Source organism: Paenibacillus sp. J31TS4 (assembly GCF_018403265.1).
GTDB lineage: Bacteria > Bacillota > Bacilli > Paenibacillales > NBRC-103111 > J31TS4.
Genome location: NZ_BOSI01000008.1, coordinates 74,047 through 97,101, shown reverse-complemented (window position 1 = coordinate 97,101; position 23,055 = coordinate 74,047). Strand labels below are relative to the sequence as shown.

Annotated in this window: 16 protein-coding genes and 10 tRNA genes; 21 read left to right on the top strand and 5 right to left on the bottom strand. The window is 59.4% G+C overall.

Features of this window, described 5'->3' with window-relative positions:
- Positions 1-45 precede the first annotated feature (45 nt).
- From KJS47_RS22060 to KJS47_RS22000, 13 genes are all read left to right on the top strand, one after another.
- Positions 46-121: transfer RNA gene (locus KJS47_RS22060), tRNA-Val, on the top strand.
- A 17-nt stretch (positions 122-138) separates the two neighbouring features.
- Positions 139-215: transfer RNA gene (locus tag KJS47_RS22055), tRNA-Met, on the top strand.
- A gap of 27 nt (positions 216-242) precedes the next feature.
- Positions 243-319: transfer RNA gene (locus KJS47_RS22050), tRNA-Asp, on the top strand.
- A gap of 28 nt (positions 320-347) precedes the next feature.
- A tRNA-Lys gene (locus tag KJS47_RS22045) sits at positions 348-423 on the top strand.
- A 75-nt stretch (positions 424-498) separates the two neighbouring features.
- Positions 499-584 (top strand) — tRNA-Leu (locus tag KJS47_RS22040).
- Positions 585-623: 39 nt separating this feature from the next.
- Positions 624-710: transfer RNA gene (locus KJS47_RS22035), tRNA-Leu, on the top strand.
- Positions 711-736: 26 nt separating this feature from the next.
- Positions 737-808, top strand: a tRNA-Gly gene (locus tag KJS47_RS22030).
- A gap of 23 nt (positions 809-831) precedes the next feature.
- A tRNA-Arg gene (locus KJS47_RS22025) sits at positions 832-905 on the top strand.
- 9 nt (positions 906-914) lie between these two features.
- A tRNA-Leu gene (locus tag KJS47_RS22020) sits at positions 915-993 on the top strand.
- Between the two features lie 34 nt (positions 994-1,027).
- Positions 1,028-1,101 (top strand) — tRNA-Gly (locus KJS47_RS22015).
- A 361-nt stretch (positions 1,102-1,462) separates the two neighbouring features.
- Entirely contained in the window at positions 1,463-2,695 is a 1,233-nt protein-coding gene (locus tag KJS47_RS22010) for an aminopeptidase (protein WP_213527773.1), read from the top strand.
- 415 nt (positions 2,696-3,110) lie between these two features.
- Complete coding sequence (locus KJS47_RS22005) at positions 3,111-4,724, top strand: N-acyl-D-amino-acid deacylase family protein (protein ID WP_213527771.1); 1,614 nt, start codon at positions 3,111-3,113, stop codon at positions 4,722-4,724.
- Positions 4,725-4,805: 81 nt separating this feature from the next.
- Positions 4,806-5,267, top strand: coding sequence for a RidA family protein (locus KJS47_RS22000; protein ID WP_213527769.1), 462 nt, complete (start codon positions 4,806-4,808; stop codon positions 5,265-5,267).
- A 164-nt stretch (positions 5,268-5,431) separates the two neighbouring features.
- Here the strand turns inward: KJS47_RS22000 and KJS47_RS21995 are convergent, their stop codons facing one another.
- The 5 genes from KJS47_RS21995 to KJS47_RS21975 form a co-directional block, all read right to left on the bottom strand.
- Positions 5,432-6,442 (bottom strand): ABC transporter ATP-binding protein, encoded by a 1,011-nt coding sequence (locus KJS47_RS21995; protein ID WP_213527767.1) that lies wholly within the window; start codon positions 6,440-6,442, stop codon positions 5,432-5,434.
- Between the two features lie 14 nt (positions 6,443-6,456).
- On the bottom strand, positions 6,457-7,422 hold the full coding sequence (locus KJS47_RS21990) for an ABC transporter ATP-binding protein (RefSeq protein ID WP_213527766.1): 966 nt from the start codon (positions 7,420-7,422) through the stop codon (positions 6,457-6,459).
- A gap of 4 nt (positions 7,423-7,426) precedes the next feature.
- On the bottom strand, positions 7,427-8,248 hold the full coding sequence (locus KJS47_RS21985; RefSeq protein WP_213527764.1) for an ABC transporter permease: 822 nt from the start codon (positions 8,246-8,248) through the stop codon (positions 7,427-7,429).
- A 12-nt stretch (positions 8,249-8,260) separates the two neighbouring features.
- Positions 8,261-9,205 (bottom strand): ABC transporter permease, encoded by a 945-nt coding sequence (locus KJS47_RS21980; RefSeq protein ID WP_213527762.1) that lies wholly within the window; start codon positions 9,203-9,205, stop codon positions 8,261-8,263.
- A 70-nt stretch (positions 9,206-9,275) separates the two neighbouring features.
- Complete coding sequence (locus KJS47_RS21975) at positions 9,276-10,796, bottom strand: ABC transporter substrate-binding protein (RefSeq protein ID WP_213527760.1); 1,521 nt, start codon at positions 10,794-10,796, stop codon at positions 9,276-9,278.
- 419 nt (positions 10,797-11,215) lie between these two features.
- On the opposite strand from KJS47_RS21975, the gene KJS47_RS21970 reads away from it, so the two are divergent.
- The 8 genes from KJS47_RS21970 (at position 11,216) to KJS47_RS21935 (ending at position 23,041) form a co-directional block, all read left to right on the top strand.
- The gene (locus KJS47_RS21970) at positions 11,216-12,052 is read left to right on the top strand and encodes an MBL fold metallo-hydrolase (protein ID WP_213527759.1); all 837 of its coding nucleotides are present in this window, start codon (positions 11,216-11,218) and stop codon (positions 12,050-12,052) included.
- A 354-nt stretch (positions 12,053-12,406) separates the two neighbouring features.
- Complete coding sequence (locus KJS47_RS21965) at positions 12,407-13,450, top strand: LacI family DNA-binding transcriptional regulator (RefSeq protein ID WP_213527757.1); 1,044 nt, start codon at positions 12,407-12,409, stop codon at positions 13,448-13,450.
- 80 nt (positions 13,451-13,530) lie between these two features.
- Positions 13,531-14,706, top strand: coding sequence for a Gfo/Idh/MocA family protein (locus KJS47_RS21960; RefSeq protein ID WP_213527755.1), 1,176 nt, complete (start codon positions 13,531-13,533; stop codon positions 14,704-14,706).
- A gap of 37 nt (positions 14,707-14,743) precedes the next feature.
- Complete coding sequence (locus tag KJS47_RS21955; RefSeq protein ID WP_213527753.1) at positions 14,744-15,703, top strand: ABC transporter permease; 960 nt, start codon at positions 14,744-14,746, stop codon at positions 15,701-15,703.
- A 15-nt stretch (positions 15,704-15,718) separates the two neighbouring features.
- Positions 15,719-16,600 (top strand): carbohydrate ABC transporter permease, encoded by an 882-nt coding sequence (locus tag KJS47_RS21950; RefSeq protein WP_213527751.1) that lies wholly within the window; start codon positions 15,719-15,721, stop codon positions 16,598-16,600.
- A gap of 44 nt (positions 16,601-16,644) precedes the next feature.
- Positions 16,645-18,243, top strand: a complete 1,599-nt coding sequence (locus KJS47_RS21945; RefSeq protein WP_213527749.1) for a type 2 periplasmic-binding domain-containing protein — start codon at positions 16,645-16,647, stop codon at positions 18,241-18,243.
- Positions 18,244-18,342: 99 nt separating this feature from the next.
- Positions 18,343-20,724 (top strand): DUF4091 domain-containing protein, encoded by a 2,382-nt coding sequence (locus KJS47_RS21940; RefSeq protein WP_249716649.1) that lies wholly within the window; start codon positions 18,343-18,345, stop codon positions 20,722-20,724.
- Between the two features lie 346 nt (positions 20,725-21,070).
- Entirely contained in the window at positions 21,071-23,041 is a 1,971-nt protein-coding gene (locus KJS47_RS21935; RefSeq protein WP_213527747.1) for a tetratricopeptide repeat protein, read from the top strand.
- The last annotated feature ends 14 nt before the right edge of the window (positions 23,042-23,055 follow it).

The window sequence follows — 23,055 nt, the reverse complement described above, 5'->3', positions numbered from 1 at the left end:
TTCACGGAGGTAACAGGGGTTCGAATCCCCTACGGGTCATAGTAAGGGCGCTTAGCTCAGCTGGGAGAGCATCTGCCTTACAAGCAGAGGGTCGGCGGTTCGATCCCGTCAGCGCCCACCATAGAAGGTTTTTACTGACGCGGGGTGGAGCAGCCCGGTAGCTCGTCGGGCTCATAACCCGAAGGCCGCAGGTTCAAATCCTGCCCCCGCAACCAATCTTCCCTTCATGGGAACAATAGTGTGGAGCCGTGGTGTAGAGGCCTAACATGCCTGCCTGTCACGCAGGAGACCGCGGGTTCGAATCCCGTCGGCTCCGCCATTGATTATTACCATTCAGTTTTCCGTAGGAGCCATTAGCTCAGTTGGTAGAGCACCTGACTTTTAATCAGGGTGTCGAAGGTTCGAGTCCTTCATGGCTCACCATTTTTGCCTCACAAAAATGGTCGGAGCGATATAGATCGGTCAGACGGTTGCTGGAACAAACAGATTGATTGCCATGCGGTTGTGGTGGAATGGCAGACACGCTATCTTGAGGGGGTAGTGGGCGAAAGCCCGTGGAGGTTCGAGTCCTCTCAACCGCACCAACTTCATCTTCGGATGAGCGTAACAAGAATTTGCAGCATGCGGTCGTGGCGGAATTGGCAGACGCGCTAGATTCAGGTTCTAGTGGTGTAACAGCCGTGGAGGTTCGAGTCCTCTCGACCGCACCAAATTCCCTTAGGGGAAACAAGAATTTGCGGAAGTGGCTCAGCGGTAGAGCATCGCCTTGCCAAGGCGAGGGTCGCGGGTTCGATTCCCGTCTTCCGCTTTTTTCTTGATTTCTTCACTTGTGTGCCCTTAGCTCAGCTGGATAGAGCGTTTGACTACGAATCAAAAGGTCGGGAGTTCGAATCTCTCAGGGCACGTATTGATAAGCCGGTATGGCGGAATGGCAGACGCGCGCGACTCAAAATCGTGAGGGAAACCGTGGGGGTTCAAGTCCCTCTACCGGCATTAACAGGTTTCCGGCATACACGTTTCTGGCTGCGCGGATGTAGTTCAATGGTAGAACTCCAGCCTTCCAAGCTGGTAGCGTGGGTTCGATTCCCATCATCCGCTCCATCTTTCATTCGACTGAACAAGCCGTGGTTGTGACCACGGCTTTTTTGTATGCTTTTTTGCGGTTGTCGGCATGGCCTTCGGCCTCAAGGCGAGCCTTCAAGAACTATAGGGAGATCGGATGCTGCCTTCAAGCCGAATGAGGTAAAAAGGAGAGTCTCTCTCGCAGTATGGAAGGAGCAGGCTTCACCGTTTCAACCCGATTGAGATAGTGCCGAGGATTGCCTGGCCGGATGCCATCCCGTATAGTAAAGAGAGCCCCTAGCCAGCCGGGAATCGGCCAGGAACCTTTTGCCTGTATACCGGGAAAGGGAGCAATTCGTTCGCTTGGGGAATGATAAACAGGGTGAAGGAGATCGGAAAGATGGATGCATTCAAGCGGCAGTTAGACAAATATGCCGAATTGTTGATTAAGGTTGGGGTTAACCTGCAGCCGGGACAGGTTCTTTTGGTGGAGTCCCCTTTGGAAACCGCTGAGCTGACTCGGAAGGTTGTCCGCAAGGCCTATGAAGCAGGGGCCAAGTACGTGCAGGTGCAATGGGATGACGAAGCGGTTACCCGAGCAAGATTCGAGTCCGCTCCAGACGAAAGCTTTACCTATTACCCAGCGTGGAACGCCCAAATGCTGGAGCAGCTCGTGGAAGGCGGCGGTGCCGTGCTCAACATCAAGGTCCCGGATCCGGACCTGTTCAAAGGCATTGACCCGGCCAAAGTTGCAACTTCGACCAAAGCGGCTGCCATGGCTCGTCAGAAGTACCAGCAATACGTTCGGACGAACAAGTTCAGCTGGTGCCTCGTAAAGGCACCGACCCGGGCTTGGGCTGCCAAAGTGTTCCCTGAGCTTCCGGAAGAGCAGCGGATAGAAGCGATGTGGGAGACCATTTTCAAGATGAACCGGGTGGATCAGGAAGATCCCGTGGCGGCCTGGCACGAGCATATAGCCAAGCTGAAGTGTGTGCATACGGCCTTAAACGAGAAGAAGTTTAAGAAATTGCACTACAAGGCGCCGGGAACGGACCTGACGATCGAGCTGCCAGAAGGTCATCTGTGGCTCGGTGGCGGCAGCTATAATCAGGACGGCGTTTACTTTGTCGCCAACATGCCGACGGAGGAAGTATTCTCCATGCCGCACCGGACCGGCGTGAACGGGAAGGTCTCGAGCACGATGCCGCTTAACCTTGGCGGCCGGATCGTGGACAAGTTTAGCTTCACTTTTCAAGACGGCAAGGTGGTCGATTATTCCGCCGAGGTGGGAGAGGAGCATCTGAAGACGCTGCTGGAAACGGATGAGGGAGCCCGCTATCTGGGCGAGATCGCGCTGGTTCCCCACGATTCTCCTATCTCGAATCTGAACAGGATCTTCTACAATACCGGGGTGGATGAGAATGCGTCCTGCCATTTGGCGTTAGGCAGCGCCTATCCGTTCACGCTGGAGAACGGAACCAAGATGTCCAAGGAGGAGCTTCTCGAGAGAGGGGCGAATGTGAGTCTGACGCATGTCGACTTCATGATCGGCTCCTCTGAGCTGGATATCGACGGAGAACTGCCGGACGGAACCGTCATTCCGGTATTCCGTCAAGGCAATTGGGCTCTGTAAGCAAGGAGACTGGCCAATTAGGGTGGATTTTCAAATTAATGAGCCGGGGGAAACCCGGCTTTTTTCTTTTGGAGGCGAAGACAGAGGACTGGTAAGCAAGCGATCGAGCCTATAGCAGCACGAAGGGATAGGGCCCGTAAAAGGAATTGCAATGATGTGGAATGGAGGGGACAAGGCGGGAGAAGTAGAGAAGAGTCTCACATGAGGCGAGAGCCAGAGGATCACCAAGGGTTGGCGGATCCACGAGGACTGGCGTGAAAAACTGGTATCGCTTACAATATGGTCAGCGGGGATTGGTGGAATTCCCACACAGAAAGCAAGCACGCGACGAGGAGATGGGAATCCGCCGTTTATCCCCAAAAATCCGGCCGTTTGGCAACCCCCGCGCTCGGCCGAATGAAGAGGAGCAAGTGCCATGCTGGATCTAATTATCCGAAACGGCCGGATTGTCGACGGAACCGGGAATCCCTGGTTTTATGGCGATGTCGGTGTCAAGGAAGGCCGCATTACCCATGTGGGACGCGTCGATCAGGAAAGCGCCGAAACGGTGGATGCACAAGGGAATGTGATCGCCCCCGGCTTCATTGACGGGCATTCTCATTCGGATCTGCTCCTTCTGGATCAGCCGAATGCCGAGATGAAGCTGCAGCAGGGCGTCACTACGGAAGTGGTGGGCAATTGCGGGCTCGGTCCCGCTCCGCTGCTTCCGCCCTTCGAGCAGGCACTTGCTTCGTATGTGGAGCCGGTGCTCGGCCGGACGTCCTGGGAGTGGAGCTGGCGAACGGTGAACGATTACCTGTGCCGTCTTAGCTCGGCTCATGCCTCCGCTAACGTAGCGACCTACGTCGCACACGGGTCGCTGCGCATTGCCGTCATGGGCTTCGCGAACCGACCGGCGACCGCCGAGGAGCTGGCGCGTATGAAGACCATGCTCGAGGAAGGTATGAAAGCCGGTGCGATAGGCCTGTCTATCGGCCTTCTCTACGCGCCTGGCAGCTACACCAGCCGAGAGGAACTTGCCGAGCTGTGTGAGGTCGTTGCCCGGCACGGGGGACTATTGGCGACCCATATCCGCGGCGAAGGCAACAATCTGCTCCCATCCGTGCGCGAGGTCATCTGGATCGCGGAGAAGAGCGGCGTCGCGCTGCATGTGAGCCATTTGAAGGCGGCGGGCGCGATCAACTGGGGGAGCGTTCACGATGCGCTGGAGCTGATCGAGGCGGCGAGGACTCGCGGACTGGACGTCACCTGCGACGTCTATCCGTATGCGGCCGGCTCGACGTCGCTTACGACGATTTTGCCCCCTTGGGCGCTGGAAGGCGGCATCGAGGCGGTGCTCGCCCGGCTGGAGGACCCGCTCCAGCGCCGGCGCATCAAGGAGGAGCTGCGGCACGAGCAAAGCGATTGGGACAACCTTGTGCTGTCCACCGGCTGGCAGAGCGTCTACCTGTCCGCCATTCCCTCGGAAGCGAATCGGGGCTTGGAGGGCAAGCAGATGGCCGAGGTGAGCGCATTGATGGGGCAGGATCCCGAGGATGCGATGATGGATCTGCTTCTTGCGGAGCGGGGGAACTTGTCGATCGTGTATTTTCATATGGCGGAGAGCGATGTCCGTGAGGTCATTCGTTACGATCGGTCGCTCATCGCGTCGGACAGTCTGGGCTGTGTCACCGGGAAGCCGCATCCTCGGTCCTATGGCACCTTTCCCCGGCTGCTCGGCAAGTATGTTCGTGAAGAGAAGCTGCTGACGCTGGAGCAGGCCGTCCGCAAAATCACCTCTTTCCCGGTTCAGCGATTTCAGCTCGGGAGCAGAGGATTGCTGGTTCCGGGCTACCAGGCAGATCTCACCGTCTTTGACCCGGAGACGATCTGCGACGGCGCGACCTATGACGATCCCATGAGGTATCCCTCGGGAATCAAAAATGTCTGGGTGAACGGGAAGCCGGTCATGGACAAAGGAAGGCATACCGGGATGCGAAGCGGAGTTTTCTTGCCGGCGAGCGGAATGGGCTGCCATTGTCATCATTAAGCGAGTGGAACGAGCTCTCATCATTAAGCGAGCGGAACGAGCTCTCATCATGAAACGACGTGACAAAGGAGAGGAATTATTATGGGACAGATTGAAAATCGGCTGAAGGAGCTGGGGATCGAGCTGGAGCAAGTGCCGAAGCCGGTCGCCGAATATGTACCGGCCAAAACGGTCGGCAGCCTGGTCTATACTTCGGGATGCGACTGCCGCGTCAGCGGCGTGCTGAAGTATACCGGCAAGGTGGGCAAGGACCTGACGGTGGAGCAGGGCTACGACGCTGCGCGGCAGGTGATGATCAACATTCTGTCCGTGCTCAAGGAGCATCTTGGTGAGCTTGACCGGGTGAAGCAGGTGGTCAAAATGCTGGCTTTTGTCAATTCGGCGGACGGCTTCGTGGAGCAGCCCTACGTCATCAACGGAGCCTCCGAGCTCCTCGTTCAGGTGTTCGGAGAGAAGGGGCGGCATGCCCGCTCCGCCATCTCCGCCAACGAACTGCCCTTCGACACACCGGTCGAAATCGAGCTGATTGTTGAGATTGAGTAGAAGTAGAGAGAGCGACCGCCGGTTCGGCGGTCGCTTTTTGTTGAAGGTTAGCGGGTATGAGGACTAAGCAAGCGGGGGAAGCTGGACGCTGACCGAATGCTTAGCGGGATTGGGTTTAGGCGAGAACGGGAATCTGAGGGGATCGGAAGCTAAGCGAGAGATGGCTAAGCATGAACAGCAGGCCGTACTCCCGTCTCCGCCTCCGCAGGCAGCGGGAAGTGGCAGGCGAAGGAGTGGTGCTCGTCCTGCGGCGTGAGCGCCGGCTCCTCCCGGCGGCACCGCTCCTGCGCGAACGGGCAGCGGGTATGGAACCGGCAGCCGGCAGGTGGATGAATCGGCGACGGAATCTCGCCCTTGAGAGGAAGCGGATTCGACGACGGATTCAGCTCGAACTTCGGCATGGCGGAGATGAGCGCGCACGTGTAAGGATGCCGGGAGGCGGTGAAGATGGTATCCGCCGGCCCGATCTCGACCAGCTTGCCCAGATACATGACGGCGATCCGGTCGCTGATGTGCCGCACGACATCGAGGCCGTGGGCGATGAACAGATAGGTGAGACCGAACTGCTGCTGCAGATCCTGCAGCAGGTTGATGATCTGCGCCTGGACGGAGACGTCGAGAGCGGAGACCGGCTCGTCGCAGACGATCAGCTTGGGCCTAAGCGCCAGTGCGCGAGCGATGCCGATCCGCTGCCGCTGCCCTCCGCTGAATTCGTGCGGATAGCGGTTCAGATAGGACCGGCTGAGGCCTACGGTCTCCATCAGCTCACTGGCCCGCTTGGTCCGCTCCTGCGGCGTGCCGACCCGGTGAATATCGAGCGGCTCGGCGATCAGGCTGCGCACCGTCTTGCGTGGATCGAGCGACGAGAACGGGTCCTGAAAGACGAGCTGCATCTCCCGGCGCTGCTCCCGCATTTGCCGCCGGGTGAGGCCCTGCAGGTTCACCCCGTCGAAGCTCACCGTCCCGGCCGTCGGCTCGATCAGGTTCAGCAGGACGCGAGCCAGCGTCGATTTGCCGCACCCGCTCTCACCGACGATGCCAAGGATTTCGTTGCGGTAAACCGACAGCTCGATGCCATCGAGCGCATGCACACGGCTGCGCTGCTTGCCAAACCGGCCTTCCTTGACCGGAAAATGTTTCGTCAGGTTCTCTGCACGTAACAGGACGTCCGGCATGGGAACGCCTCCTTTCAGGAATAGAGAATGCAGGCAACGCTGCGGTCCTCGTCCATCGGCACGAGAGGCGGGACGGCGGCGAGACATTCTTGTCTGGCGTGGGGACAGCGTCCCGCGAACCGGCAGCCGGGCGTTTCCTCCCGGGGGTCAGGCACGGTGCCGGGAATGCTGTACAGCCGCTGGTTCAGCGTGTCCGCGCTCGGGATCGCCTTCCACAGTCCCTGGGTATACGGGTGCAGAGGCTCTTCGTACAGCTTGGCGATGGGGGCGGTTTCCACGATGCGGCCACCGTACATGACGATAACGCGATCGGCCATCTTCATCATGACGCCGAGATCGTGGGTGATGAACATCATGGACATGCCGCTTTTTTCCTTAAGTGAAGCCAAAAGCTCGAGAATCTGCGCCTGGATCGTCACGTCAAGCGCGGTGGTCGGCTCGTCGAGGATCAAGAGCCGGGGCTCGCACGCCAGCGCGATCGCGATCATCGCCCTCTGGCGCATGCCGCCGGACAGCTGGTGCGGGTAATCGCCGTGCCTTTTCTCCGGTGAGGGAATGCCGACGAGCTGCAGCAGCTCGATGGCCCGTTTGCGGACCTCGCTTCGCGACAGCGGCAGATGAATGGCCAGCGCCTCTTCGATCTGGCTGCCGATTGTGAAGACCGGGTTGAGCGACGTCATCGGCTCCTGAAAGATCATCGCCAGGTCCTTGCCGCGGTATCGGTTCATCTGCTTGGCGGATAGGCCGGTCAGCTCCGTCTCCTCCAGCCGGATGCTGCCCTCCTGCACCTGCAGCGGCGAAGCGAGCAGACCCATGACGGCGAGCGAGGTCATGCTTTTGCCGCACCCGCTCTCCCCGACGATGCCGAGGGTCTCTCCTTTGCGAATCCGGAATGTGACCTGGTTCAGGATCGAGATCGGGCGGCTGCCGTCGCGGTATCCGACGGTCAGGCTGTTCACGTCTAATAGCGATTCGTTCATCCTCTCACCTCCGCTTGTTCATGCGCGGATCGAGATGATCCCGCAAGCTGTCGCCGAGCAAATTCAGGCAGAGCACCGTCAGGAACACGGCCGCTCCCGCCACGATGGAGTAGAGGGGCGAGATGGTCAGATAACTTTTGGCCGCGTTTAGCATGGATCCCCAGGAGGGGGTGGGGGGCTGGACCCCTAGTCCGAGAAAGCTGAGCCCCGCTTCGATCAGAACCGCCGAGGCGAAGGTCAAGCTGAACTGGACCAGCAGCGGAGACAGCGAGTTCGGCAGAATGACGCCGAACATGATGCGGCCGTCTCCCGCCCCCATGGACCGGGACGCCTCCACGAATTCCCGGCTCTTCATCGTCAGCACGCTGCCGCGCGTAATCCGCGCGAAGATGGGGACCGAGACGAGGCCGATCGCCAGCATCGCGTTGTAGATATTGGGGCCGAGCACCGCCATGACGGCCAGCGCGAGTATGATGGACGGGAATGCGAGCAGGCCGTCCAAAAACCGGCTGATAAGCGCGTCGAGGGCGCCGCCGTAATAGCCGCTGACCAGCCCGAGTACGACGCCGAACAACAGCGCGATCAGCGTGGAGCATAGGCCGACGAGGAGCGACACCTGGCCCGCGTAGACAATCCGGGTGAAGATGTCCCGCCCGATCTCGTCCGTCCCGAACAGATGGCTCCAGGAAGCGCCGAGCAGCGGATCGGCTGCGATCTGGTCGTACCGGTAGGGAGTGAGCAGCGGAGCCAGCAGAGCGAGCAGTGTAATCAGGAGCAGGAACGAGAGACAGAAGGCGGATGAGGGGTCTTTCCAAAGCTTCTTCATGGGTCGCCTCCGTTAGTTGTATTTGATCCGCGGGTCCAGCATAGCGTTGATCAAATCGCCGACAAGGTTCATGACGACGATAAAAACGGCGGAAAGCAGCACCGCCCCCTGCACGACCTCGTAATCCCGCGACAGAATCGACTGGATCATCAGCCAGCCGAGTCCCGGCCAGGCAAAGATCTGCTCCGTGATGACCATCCCGCTCAGCAGGAGGCTGAAGTTCAGCGTCACCACCGTCACCAGGCCGGGCAGTGTGTTGCGCGCGACGTGCTTGCCGATGACGAGCGCCTCGGAGACGCCTTTGGCGCGGGCGGTCCGAATATAGTCCTGGTTGACGATGTCGAGCATGCCGGAGCGCAGGAAGCGGAAAACCTGCGCCGCGTTGATGATGCCGACCGTCAGGACGGGCAGGACGAGTCCCTTTAGATGGAGCCACGGATTCTCCGCGAGTGACGCATAGCCGCCGGCCGGCAGCAGATGGACCTTGTACGCGAAGATCAGCATCAGCAGGATGGCGAGCCAATAGGCCGGCACGCTGAAACCGAACAGCGAGACCGACCGCATGAGCCGGTCGACCCAGCTGTAGCGGTAGACGGCTGCGAGTACACCGGCCGGAATCGCAATGAACAGGGACAGCAGCGTCCCGAGCACGGCGAGCTCCAGCGTTTTGGGAACCTTTTCTGCGAGAAGGGAGAGGACGGGCTTGCCATCCAGGCTGGAGGCGCCGAAGTCGCCGCGCACGAGATCACCGATCCAGTGCAGGTATTGGCTGAGGAGAGGCCGGTCCAGCCCCATCTCGGCCCGGATGGCGGCGACCGCCTCGGGTGTCGGATCCTGTCCCAGCTTGAGCAGAGCGGGATCTCCCGGCAGCAGCCGGAAGGTGAAGAAGACGATCAGCGTAACAAAAAAGATGACAAGCACAAGCTCGAGCAGCTTGCGCGCGATCATTGGAACCATTAGGCACCCTCCCCTTACGAATCCGGAAGGGAAGCAAGAACCGGGCGGGTGCTTGCTTTCCCCTTCGCCGTCACTTCTTGGAAACTGACACGGTCTCGAAATACAGCTTGGACTGCGGATTGGGGACAAAGCCGGAGACGGCGCGGCTCATTGCCGGCGTCTGGATCAGGCCGCCCACGATGATGCCCGGCATTTGGTCGGCCAGCTGGCTCTGCAGCTGCTTCAGCAGCTCGCGGCCTTCGGCCTCGGGCAGCTGGCTGACCCGCAGCAGGTTGGCGGCCCATTCCTTGCTTTGCCACTGCATGGAGGCGCCGTTCGTCTTGCCGAACGGATGGTTCAGCATATCGACCGGGTTCGGCTTCGGCACGATGCCGGTGAGCGCCAAATCGTAGGACTTCTTGGTGAAAACCAGCTGGCTGAACTGCGCTATCTCGACGCCTCGCAGCGTGACGTTGACACCGATGTCCTTGAGCGACTGTTCGGCAATTTGGGCCACGATGTCGTACATCGAATCAATCTTGTGGTAGAGCAGCTCGACCGGTTCACCCTTATAGCCGCTCGCCTTTAGCAGCTCCCTGGCTTTTGCTTTGTCCATCGTGGTCTTCGGGATGTCCCGGTTGGCGGTTTCGTGCGAGTCGGGAAGCGGGCCGCTGCGAACGACGAAATTGCCGAACAGAGCCTTCTTTATCACTTCCCGGTCGAGAGCGTAATCGAGCGCCTTGCGGAACCGCCGGTCGTTCATAGGCGCCTTGGCGTTGTTGATCAGCATCAGATGGTCTTGAATCGCCGATTCTTCTCCCAGCCTCGCCAGCTGATAATCGGTGCTCTTCTCGATTTCCCCTAGACGGGTAATCGGGGCGATGTCGATGAAATCCACCTGCCCGTTCAGCAGCTGCAGCGTCTTGACCTCGGCGTCCGGAATCGGGACGAATTCGAGCCGGCTGAGCTTGGGAAGCCCCTGCTTCCAGTACGCCTCGTTCTTCTCGAGGACGACCTTCTCATTGCGGACCCAAGCGTTCAGCTTGAACGGCCCCGTTCCGACCGGATGCTTGCTGTGGTCAATCGACGGGTCGTTCGGCGTGACGAATACCTCGACCAGCGAATCGAGCAGCAGCGAGTCCCGGTTGTTCAGCAGCACCGTCAGCTGGCGGTCCCCGTCGACTTTAACTTCTTTGATCGCTTTGAGCAGCGGAGCCGTTCGGGTCGCTTCGGGTGTCATCGCCTTGGCCAGCGACGCTTTGACGTCGTCGGCGGTCATCGGCTTGCCGTTATGAAACGTAACCCCTTCCTGGAGAGTGAAGGTGTAAGTCAACCCGTCCTCGCTCGCCTTGGCCTCCCGAATGAGACCGGGCACCGGCTTCAGCGTCTGGGGGTCATACTCCATCAAGCTGTTGTACAGCTGCAAAAACACGTTCCGGTCGTTCAGCGCCGCCCATATGTAGGGATTGAGAGTGGTCGGCTCGCTGTTCAGCGCGACTCTCAGCGTTCCGCCCCCCGCATCCGCGCCGGCCTCTACCGCGCGCTCCCCTCCGCAGGCCGTGAGACTGACGAGCATCAAGAACAGGAGCAGGACAAATCCGAGCCGTTTCATGCGCATCCTCCTTTCGCTTCTTGCTCGCAGGCCCCCCATTGATCCCGGCAGGGAACCGGGAGAGCCCGCCATTTCTTGGCGGGAAGTTACCGCCAGCGTACGGCCTTCACTTCCACCCAATTGGCACCGCTTTCATTTTGTTTACTTAACAAGTGCCGAACGGCCAACGCTTGCGAATGGTCATAATTTTATATACAAAACAGTGTTTAGTCAACAATAAACAGTAACGTCTTCTTAAGTGGAATGGATATCCTTGCTTGCTGGTTATGTTTGTGGGTAAGGATGGAGGAGAGATGAGTAAGAGGGAGAACAGCATATTAAACGGCATTTTGCTAAACAAGTGAACGAGGGACAAAAGAGGGATGAAGGAGCGCCGAGGTGGCATACTATCCCAAATGCGCATCAAGGAGGCGGAAGCGATGACGGATAAGACGCTGGAGGACAAATGGATTCCGATGACTTCGGTGACAAGCGGGGAAGGGCGGGAGGTGAGCCCCGATCTGTACTGCCTGACCGTACAGATTGTGAACGTTGCTTTCGTCGGCGATCCCGGTTCGGAAGAGGGCTGGGTGCTCGTCGACGCCGGCATGCCCCGTTCGGCGGATGCCATCACGAAAGCGGCCGAAGAAAGATTCGGCAAGGGGACGCGTCCGAAGGCGATCGTGCTGACGCACGGACACTTCGACCATGTCGGGGCAGTGCGCCAGCTCGCCGAACAGTGGGACGTGCCGGTCTATGCCCATGAGCAGGAGCGGCCGTTTCTGATCGGAGAATCTCCCTATCCGGAGCCGGATCCGAGTGTGGAGGGAGGGCTCATCGCCAAGATGGCGGGCTTGTTCCCGAACGAGCCGGTCGATCTGAGCGGTCGTCTGCATACGCTGCCGGCTGACGGCTCGGTGCCACCCATGCCGGGGTGGCGCTGGCTGCATACGCCTGGCCATTCGACGGGTCACATCTCGCTCTTCCGGGACTCGGACCGGGCCCTGCTGGCAGGAGATGCCTTCATCACCGTCCGGCAGGATTCGCTGTACCAGGTATTGATCCAGAAGGAAGAGGTGAACGGCCCGCCGCGGTACTTCACGACCGACTGGCAGTCGGCCTGGCAGTCCGTGAAGAAGTTGGAGGCGCTGCAGCCGGCCACCGCCATCACCGGCCACGGCAGGCCGATGGAAGGAGCAGCCTTAACGGCTGGTCTCGCCCGGCTTAGCCAGCAATTCGACCGGCTGGCGATTCCGGATCATGGCCGATTTGTATAAGAGGCCGTCAGGACAAAAGACAGGTACGGTAGGGACGACCACAAGCTCGGCTAGGCAGAAACAAGAAGGGGCCGGGACGAGAATACGCATAGGATCGTTAATCCGAGGAAGTCACCCGATCGGCAAAAGCCGGTCGGTTTTTTGTTTGGCCCAAAGCCAAATTTGGCAAAAAAAGGATTGACAGGTTTTGGGTAGATTGCTACGATTAGGACGTTGGTTTTGCGCCCAAAATTTGGGTTTATTGCACGAAGTTTGGGTTGATCTGGCTTCCCCAACCCGGGGCGATGAGTTCGATGCGCAGAAGCTCTTAGACAGCTCGTCTACTATTACTACTAGCAAAGGGGTATCGACTAGTTGCCTACACTTAAAGATATCGCACAACATGTCGGCGTCTCGATCTCGACGGTTTCCCGTGTTATGAACAACGATCTGAGCAGACATATCAGCATGGAGACGAAGTCCAAGATTTGGAAAGCCGCCAAGGAGTTGGGCTACGCCTCTAGCGAAACGAAAGCGGACGCTCCTGCCAAGACCAGGCGTTCGGGAAAACCCGCTTATCGCGCGGGCTGTCTCGTTTCCGTTTCCCAGACCAAATACAATCATCCCTATTTCTCGCCCATCCTCGCGGGCATCGAGAAGAAGCTGGGGGAGCTGGGCTGCTCCCTCGTCTCGGTCATCACGTTAGAGGAGATCGGCGACGGGATCGCCATGGGGAGATATGCGGAGGAGCGGAGTCTCGACGGCATGATCGTCATAGAAGGGGTTCCGGCCGACGTATACGCTTCCATCAAGCAGACGGTGCCCGCGGTGGTCGGGATCGACATCACCGATCCGACTGTTCCCGTCATCACGTACGACCGGGTGGAAGCGGCGAAGTCGGCCGTGCGTCATCTGATCGAGCAGGGACACGAGCGCATCGGCTTCATCGGCGGCGCGGGACTGACCGGAGATATGGAGCGGGAGAAGCGGTACCGCGGCTACCGGGATGCCATGCAGGAAGCCGGCCTGCCGATCGACCGGCGGTTCGTGATCAATACCGGCTGGGATGTCAATGTCGGCTATACGCAGATGCTCGAGCTGCTCAGCGGATCCGGGTCGGACGTCCCGACAGCCGTGTTCGCTGCAAGCGACATGCTAGCCATCTCGGCGATGCGGGCGGCGGCCGAGCGCGAGAAGAGCATTCCTGAGGATATCGCTTTCGTCGGCCTCGACAATATCGAGGTGTCCCAGTATACGTCGCCTCCTCTTACGACGGTTCATATCCCGAAGAGCGAGATCGGCATCATGGCGGCCAAGTCGCTGGTGGATCAGATGAAGGGCGACAACCCGCTGCCGTACCGGATGGTGATGCCTCATCAGCTGATTGAGCGGCAATCTACCCAAGTCTCCCGTCTATAAAACGGGAGTCGGGAGATTTTTTTTGCAGATTGGACAAAAGTTTGGGCCCAAACTATACGAGCGAAAGGGGAAACGGCACAATGGAACAATTGCGGATTGGCGTGATCGGACTCGGCTGGAGAGCCGGATTCACGAAATATTGGCACCAGCCTGGAGGCAGATCGGTGGTCGTTGCGGGAGCGGACATCCGGGCGGACCGGCTCGAGAAGTTCCGCGAACGGGTCAATCCCGAAGCGTATGTCACGCTTGATTACCGGGAGCTGCTGGAACGCAGCGACATCGACGCGATCGTCGTCACCTCGCCGGACCACTGCCACGCCGAGCATGCGGTAGCGGCCTTGCAGGCCGGCAAGCATGTCTATTGCGAAAAGCCGCTCAGCATTACCGTCGACGGCTGCGACCGGATTCTGGAGGCGTGGCGCGAGTCGGGCAAGCAGTTCATGATCGGCTTCAACATGCGGTACATGAACATGTACCGGACGATGAAGGAGATCATCGACTCGGGAGACATCGGCGAGGTGAAGGCGGTTTGGGTGCGGCATTTTGTCGGACTGGGCAGCGATTATTACTACCACAGCTGGCACGGCAGCTCTCGCAACACGACTTCGCTGCTGCTGCAGAAGGCTTCCCACGACATCGACATCATTCATTGGCTTACTGGCCGATACGCCGCTAAAGTAAGCGCTTTCGGAGGCGTCGATTATTTCGGTGGCGATAAGCCGAACGACCTCACCTGTCCGGCCTGCGCCGAGAAGGAGACTTGCCCGGAGGCCAAGACCGGCCCGCTTGTCCAGTGCGCGTTCCGCGAGGAGGTCGACGTCGAGGACAACAGTATGGTGCTGATGGAGCTCGAAGGCGGAATCAAGGCCTCGTACATGCAGTGCCAGTTCACGCCCGATTACGAGCGCAACTACACAATTATCGGAACCCGCGGGCGGATCGAGAACAACGAACGGGAGCAAAAGGTCTATCTCAAGTCCCGCATCTCGCATACTTGGAGAGATCTGTCGGACCGGGTCTACGACATCAAGCAGGCGGAAGGCTCTCATAACGGAGCGGACCCGAAAATCTGCGACGATTTCGTGGCGATGATCCTAGACGGGAAGGAGCCGGTCGCCCCGCCGCTGGCCGGACGGATGAGCGTCGCGGTCGGCTGCGCCGCCACCGAATCGATGCGCGCGGGCGGGATGGTCGTCCCGGTCAAACCGGCGGAGCTCTGGATGAGCGGATCGTCCGCGCCGCTGCTGCGGACATAGCTGCCAAGCCTGCACGAATGAAACAGGGGGAGAGCACGTGAACACAACGCTTGCACCTGCTGCCAAGCCCGTCAAGGCTAGGCACACGAGATGGAGAGTATTTCGCAGATCTCTGCGCAAAAATTGGGATCTATACCTGTTAATCACGCCGGTCATCGCCTATTTCCTCATCTTTGAATATTTCCCCATGTACGGCGTTCAGATCGCCTTCAAAAACTTCATAGCCGCCAAAGGCATATGGGGAAGCCAATGGACGGGCATCGATCACTTCAAACGGTTCTTTGAAAGCTACTACTTCTGGAGGCTCATCAAGAACACGCTGGGAATCAGCCTCTATCAGCTGCTCATCGGCTTCCCGATTCCACTCCTTCTTGCGCTGCTCATCAACGAAGTCGGCAACAAGCATTTCAAACGAATTGTGCAAACGGTTACTTATGCACCGCACTTCCTGTCGACTGTCGTCATGGTCGGCCTGATCTTCATGTTCCTGTCGCCCCAGTACGGCATCGTCAATCACATTATCGTCTTCTTCGGCGGCAAGCCGATCTCGTTCCTTACCGAGCCGGGGTGGTTCAAAACCATCTACGTGTTCTCCGGCGTCTGGCAGGGAATGGGCTGGAGCTCGATCATCTACCTGGCGGCTCTAGCCGGCATCGATCCGACGCTCCACGAAGCGGCGCGCGTGGACGGAGCCAACCGGCTCCAGCGCATCTGGCACGTCAACCTGCCGGGCATCATGCCGACAGTTGTCATCCTGCTCATCCTGAACGTCGGCCACATTATGGGCGTCGGATTCGAGAAGATCTACCTGATGCAGAACAACCTGAACATCGAGAGCTCCGACGTCATCTCGACGTATGTCTACACGAGGGGGATCGTCGGCGCGCAGTACAGCTTCTCTGCCGCGGTCGGCCTGTTCAATTCGGTCATCAACTTCATTCTGCTCGTGCTCGTCAACCGATTCGCCAAGCGGGTCAACGAGACCAGCCTATGGTAAAGGAGGGGGATTCCCGTGAAAGAAACCGCCATTGACCGCACGGTCGGCATCGCCGTCTATGCCATCCTGGGCATCGTGCTGCTCCTCGTCCTGTACCCGCTCGTGTTCGTCGCCAGCGCCTCCATCAGCGATCCCCTCACCGTATCGAAAGGAGAGATGTGGCTCCTCCCCAAGGACCTGTCGCTGGTCGGCTATGAGCGCATCTTCACGAACAAGGAGATCTGGACTGGTTACAGCAACACGATTCTGTACACGGTTGTCGGAACGGCGATCAACCTCGTCATGACGATCATGGCCGCCTACCCGCTGTCCCGCATCGACTTCTCGGGCCGCCACGTCATTACCGGCTTCATCGTCTTCACCATGTTCTTCAGCGGCGGCCTCATCCCGACCTACCTGCTCGTCAAGAGCCTCGGCATGATGAACACGATGTGGGCGCTCATCATTCCGGGTGCGGTGTCGGTATGGAACATCATCATCATGCGTACCTACTTCCAGACGAGCATTCCGAACGAAATCCAGGAGTCCGCGGCCATCGACGGCTGCTCGAACCTTCAGACGCTCTGGCGGATCGTGCTCCCTCTCTCGATGCCGATTATCGCCGTCATGGTGCTGTTCTACAGCGTCGGCCACTGGAACGCCTACTTCAACGGGCTGATCTACTTGACGGACCGGTCCAAATATCCGCTCCAGCTGTTCCTGCGGGAGATCCTCATCAAATCCGAGGTCGACCAGATGGCGGGCAGCATGGATTTGTCGGTGCAGAAGCATCTGATGGAAGCCGAGGCGATCAAGTACGCCATCGTCATCGTGGCGAACCTGCCGGTGCTGCTGCTGTATCCCTTCTTGCAGAAGTACTTTATGAAAGGATTTTTGGTCGGCGCTCTCAAGGGCTAGTGCAGCTCTTGTTCGCAAATATAGAAGAAAGCGGGAGGTCCTGAATGAAGAAGTATAATCGAATCGCTTCGGCATTGCTGGCCGGCGTCATGACGACCGGCGTGCTCGCCGGATGCAGCGGCAAGGACGGCAACGATGCTAACGCGAACAAGGAGAATGGCAATACGAACGTCAAGACGAGCGGATTCCCGATCGTCGAAACGCCGATCAAGCTGACCTTCTTCGCCGGCAAGGCGGCCTCGGCCCCGGCAAACTGGAACGAGCTTCCGGTCTGGAAGGAATATGCCAAACTGACCAACATCGAGGTGGACTTCCAGCTGACGCCGGCAGAGAGCCTGGCGGAGAAGCGCAACCTGGTTCTGTCGAGCGGCGACTATCCGGACGCGTTCCACACCGCCCGGCTGTCGGCCGCGGACGTTATGAACTACGGCGGGCAAGGAATCTTCATCCCGCTGAACGACCTGATCGACAAGTATGCTCCGAACTTCAAGAAGCTGCTGGACAGCCAGCCGGAGGTCAAGCGGGGACTGACGATGCCGGACGGCAAAATCTACTCGTTCCCGACCTTCTACGATCCCGACTTCAAGTCGGTGCTTATCGGAACCAAGCTATGGTACAACAAGGCGTTCCTCGATGCGCTGGGCATGAAGGAGCCGACGACGACCGAGGAATATTACCAATACTTGAAAGCGGTTAAAACGACCGATCTGAACAAGAACGGCAAGGCCGACGAGATTCCTTACGCGGGGAGCGGGTATGGCTCGCTGCTCGAAGAGCTGAAGGGAGCCTGGGGCCTGGGCAACCGCGGAAGCATCCATCCCCGCGTGGATATGGATCCGAGCACGAACAAGCTGCGGTTCATCCCGACCGATCCTCGGTACAAGGAAGTGCTGGAATATTTGAACAAGCTGTACAAGGAAGGCCTCATGGTCGACAACCTGATGACGATCAAAGGGCCCGAGGTCAACGCGCTGCTCGCCGAAGGCCGCGTCGGCTCCTCGGAGACGAACAGCCCGCACGCGATTTCCGGCGTTACGATCAAGGATTTCGTCGGCGCGCCTACGCTGAAAGGGCCGCACGGGGATCAGATCTTCTCCAGAGCCCGGTCCCCGCTCATCGACGTCGGTGCGTTCGTCATCACAAACAAGAACAAAAATCCGGAAGCGACAGTCCGCTGGATCGACCACTTCTACGGCGAAGAAGGCAGCAAGCTGTTCTTCATGGGCGTCAAGGACGTCAGCTATGTCGAGAAGCCGGACGGCACGATCGACTACACGGAGGAAGCGAAGAAGGAGCAGTCCAAGTTCCTGTCGTGGGCGGGCGGCTTCTACCCGGCGATGCTGACCGCCAAGACGTTCAAGGGCGGCGAATCGACGCCGGAGAGCATGGCGGCGGCCAAGAAGGTGGAGCCGAACTGGCCGAAGGAGGTGTGGGCGCCGTTCACCTACACGCAGGAGGAGCTCGTGCAGTTCACCCCGATCAGCACGGACCTGAACAAGTATGTGGATGAGATGACTGCCAAATTCGTGGTCGGCGACATCCCGTTCTCCGAGTGGGACAAATACGTCAGCACGATCCAGAAGATGGGGCTGAACGATTACATGAAAATTTATAACGCCGCCTACGAGCGCTACAAAAAGTAACAGGCAGCACGAGAGCATCCTCGAAGGACCGGTCAGTCCCGGGGATGCTCTCTTTTTGATTTCATTTTCTATTCCAATATGCCAAGAGGAGGCCAAGAAATGTCGATGCGCACGTTTATGCGAATGCAACGTTCCACGCTCCTGGTCCTGCTGTCCGCCGTAATGCTCTGGACGATCGGCGCCCCCGCCTACGCCAAGACCGACCCGCTGTTCCAGGTGTGGGTGCCCACCAATACGGAGAAGGTGCTGCGCGACCAGCCGTTCCCGTCCGCGCCCAATGCCAAGCTGGAGCTCGGCGCGGCGCGTAACGAATACGAGAGCGGCCAGGTCATTGTCAAGGCGGACGGAGGAGCGCTCCGCAAGCTGCAGGTCTCGATCAGCGAGCTGAAGCAGGAGGGCGGCCCGGCCAAGCTGGACAGCGGTAATATCGAGCTGTTCCGGCAGCATTACATCGAGGTGACCACGTCGACGACGCCCACCTATCCGAAGGGCTGGTATCCGGACGCGCTTGTTCCGCTCGAGGGCATGCTGGAGGTGGAGGCCGGTCATAACCAGGGCATCTGGATCAAGGTGCACGTGCCGAAGGGGCAGCCTGCCGGCCTGTACAAGGGCGAGCTCACGCTGCACGAAACGGGTAACCCCGTCCGGATTCCCGTTGAGATGACCGTTTGGGACTTCGAGCTGAGCGACGAAAGCCACGCCAAGACCGCCTTCTCGGTTTGGGGAGGCCCGATCCAGGAGGTCCACGGCGGCGTCGTCGGGGAAGAAGCGTGGCAGTACATCGAGAAATACTACTGGGCCTCGGTCGAGCATCGGCTGACTCCCGGCTACCTGCCGATTCCCGACAGCGACATTGATCAGTACGTCGAGCGGGCACCGAAGTATATTAACGATCCGCGGGTATCGGCCTTCCGTCTTCCCTATTACCGGACGGCACAGGGAGAGCCGGACGTAGCCCGGATGAAGGAACTGGTAGACAAGCTGCGGGTACGGGGACTGCTCGCCAAGGGCTATTACTACGTGAGCGAGATCGACGAGCCCGCACAGGACAAATACGGCCGGGTTAAGGTGATCAACGCTGCGCTGGAGCAGGCCGCTCCCGACGTCCCGCATCTGGTAACCGTCCAGCCGGTCGACGAGCTGACCGGCCATGTCGATATCTGGACGCCGGAGATCGACAAGTTCGATCCGGAGTATGCCCACGCCCGGCAGGAGGCCGGGGATCACGTGTGGTGGTACACGTGCGTAACGCCGAAGCACCCGTTTCCTTCCTACCATCTGGACGACGATCTCGTCGGCACTCGGCTGCTCGCATGGATGCAGCGGGATTACGGTGTAGAGGGTACGCTTTATTGGGCGACGACCCAATTTCAGAAATACGATTCCGTCCAAAAGAAATACGTGAGCCGGGACGTCTGGACCGATCCGCTGGCATTCCCGGGCGCGAACGGCGACGGCTACCTGTTCTATCCGGGCACGGAGGTCGGAATCGACGGGCCGGTCGGCACCATCCGGCTCGAGGTGCTCCGCGAAAGCATGGAGGATTACGAATACCTGTACCAGTATGAGCAGCTGCTGCGCAGCAAAGCCGAGGCGCTCGGCATCGCGGAAACCTTCCCGTACCGGGATGCGGTCCGGCCGTTCTACGACCGGCTCTACAAGGCCGTAAGGTCATTCGAGGAAAATCCCGATAACGTTCTGCAGGTCCGCAAGGAAATTGCCGAGGAGCTGACGGCTGGAAAGAATGCCGGACCGTCTCTTGTGACGGTAGGCAAGCCAGCTGACGGTGTCCGTGAAATGACGGTGTTTGCGCCCAAAGGCGCCCAGGCATCGCTGAACGGACAGCCGATGACGCTGGCAGGAGGGGAAGCGGGCTACGACCGGTTCTCCATGACGCTGGAGCTCGGCCATGGCGTCCATAACGCCGACATCGTCGTCACGCATGCCGGCGGGACACAGACGATCAACCGGGTGCTCGCCGTTCAAGAAACGTCCGCGCCTTACAGCATCGAGCTGAACAATGTGGAAACAGCCCAGGCGGTGAAGCGGTTCACCACCTCCACGGTCGATCTGTCGCTGACGGAGGAGCATGTGACGCAGGGCGAGCATGCGATGAAGGCGGTCTTCCGGGCAAACGTCAACTTCCCGAACCTGCGGCTGTTCGAAGCAGGCAAAGGTTTCCGCAGCGCGGACTGGTCTTCGTTCCGCAATCTGGAATTCGATGTGTACAATCCGGGCAAGGACGTTACCTTCTATGTCAAGTTCCACCAAACGAACGGCAAGACCGACGATACGTTCCTACAGACCATCAGGGGAGGCACCAGCAAGACGATCCGCATCCCACTGGAGCAGGTGAGTCTCGATAGAACCCAGATCAAGGGAATCGAGATCTGGATGTGGAAGCAAACCGTTCCGCAGACGCTGTATTTCGATCATTTCCGCTTCACCTCGGCGGCCCCCGCCGATTCCATGGCCCCCTAAAGGGAGCAGGGAGTTCGGAGAAGCATGCAGTTTCTTCTGTCCGGTTTTTCCAACGGTCTTCCCCCTTGTGGAGGAGAGGCCAGCGGCGGGCGGGCAGCGGTGCGCCGATACACACGGCAGACGACTTTCCGGAGTTTCTCCGGAAAGTCGTCTGCTTTTTTTGTGCTTTCGGTCATTTTGATTTATCGTAAAGACAGGAAACGGGAATCAGCCCGGGATGAGGAACGGAGAAAGAATCTGAAACGGCGCGGGCGGTTGCTGCGTACCAAGTCCTACTTCTTTCTTCTGCCTTATCTGACAGAAGCGGCCGGACGGGGATCCGGATACAATCCAGGGGAGGAAAACCATGAAGCTGTTTGCCAACTACTATACGAAAAAAGGGAGGCGGTTGCTCACCGGCCGGAACCTGCCGGAAGCGCTCAAAGCCTACGAAAAGGTTGCCTTTGCCAAGCTGCCGGAGAGGGACCAGGTCAACGTCGCCGTCATCCATCACGAACTGGGCCGGTCCGAACGCGCGCTGGAGCTGCTCGGTGAGGTGCTGGCCCGCTGTGAATCCGATTTCGGCTACGAGCGGAGGGCCCATATTCTGCGCGAGCAAGACCGGGAGGAGGAAGCGCTGGACGATCTGGAGCAGGCGATCCGGCTCAATCCCGATCCGTTCATGTACTGGTACACCCGGGGGCTGGCCCTGAAGGACCTGGGCCGGTACGAGGAAGCGACGCGTGATCTTGAGGAGTGCGTCAAGCGGGAGCCCGAGGACTCGGTCGTCTCCACGTATTACGAGCTGGGCATGTGCTACTATCATGCGGAGCAGTACGAGGAAGCCGAGCGGATCTTCCGGAAGGTGCTCACGTATGAGGACAAGGAAATTCCCATCTTCGCGTACCGGCTGGCCAAGGTGCTTGAGCTGCTGGGCAAGGACGAGGAAGCGATCGTCTATTTGAAGCGGGCGATCGAGCGGCATGGGCTGTTCGAGGTGCTGCCGGACTCGGGAGAGAGGGAGATCTACGAGCGGACCAGTTACGGGCCGGGAGCCTTCCGGACCTTCCAAACGGAGGTCGACCGGACGGCGGCGTTCCGCAGAGACCTGGCCGTGCTGCTCTTGAATCGGGGCGACAGCGAGGAAGGACTCGAGGTCGTCAACGGAGCGCTTGAGCGCTATCCGGAGGACGAGGGGTTGTATTTGCTGCGCGCCAATCTGAACCGCCAGCTGCAGCGCTGGGAGCCATGCGCAAGTGATCTGGATCGGGCGCTGGAGCTTGGCGGACGGCTGACGGATGTCGATTACCAGCGGATCTGTCTCTTCCGCGCCCGCCAGCAGGAAGAGAAGGTGCTCGCCTTTGCGCTGGAGCGTGCCGCCGAGTACCCTGAGCATCCGCTGTACCGGTATTGGATCGCGGATTCTTATTACCGGCAAGAGCGCAACGAGGAGGCGCTGGAGGCGAACAAGCGGCTGCTCGAGCTGGAGGACGACGACCCGCTCAACGAGGTTCAGCGGGGCGATATTCTCAAGGAGCTTGGCATGTACCGCCAGGCGGAGGAGTCCTACTCCCGGGCCATAAACATGAGGGAGGAGCCGGACTTCCGGATGAAGCGCAGCTTTGCGTACTTCCGGGAGGAGAGGTACGACGACGCGCTGCTCGATCTCCGGCGCGCGGCCGAGCTCGATCCGGGGCTGCTGCGGTCCGGCAGCTATCACCATGCGATGGGGCATATTCTGGACGGCATGGGGCAGGCAGAGCTGGCGCTGACCTCCTTCTCCGACGCGATTCGGCATGCGCCGGGGTATCCGGTCTATTACGAGAGCCGGGCCCGCTCCTACCTGGAGCAGGACCGGCTGGAGGATGCGGAGAGAGACTGCCTGGCCGGCCTCCAGGCCGATCCGGGCTACTCCGATCTGCTCAGCCTGCTCGGCTATATCCGTTACCGGCAGGAGGATTACCTGGGATCGCGCTCCTACGCCAAGCAGTATGCGGACCTGTACCCGGACAGTCCGGTCGGCTATTATCATGTCGGGCTGGCTTCTTACCGGCTCGGAGACCAGGAAGGCGCGGAGGAGGCATTCGACCAGGCGCTTGAGCTGGCGCCCGGCTTCGGCAGCTGCTATCTGTACAAAGCCTATTTGGCGTACGACCGGCTGGAATTCGAAGAGGCTATCCAGCACCTCGCCAATTGGAACGTCTGCTCCTTTCAGGAACTGCCGCTGGAGGAGCGCCTCCAAAAGCTGAACGAGCTGGACGGCTTCGATGAGGAGGTGCTGGAGGGGGCCGAGGAACGGATCAAGGAATGGTACGACGGACCCGTCTATTTGTCATGAAGGAGGAGGAATCG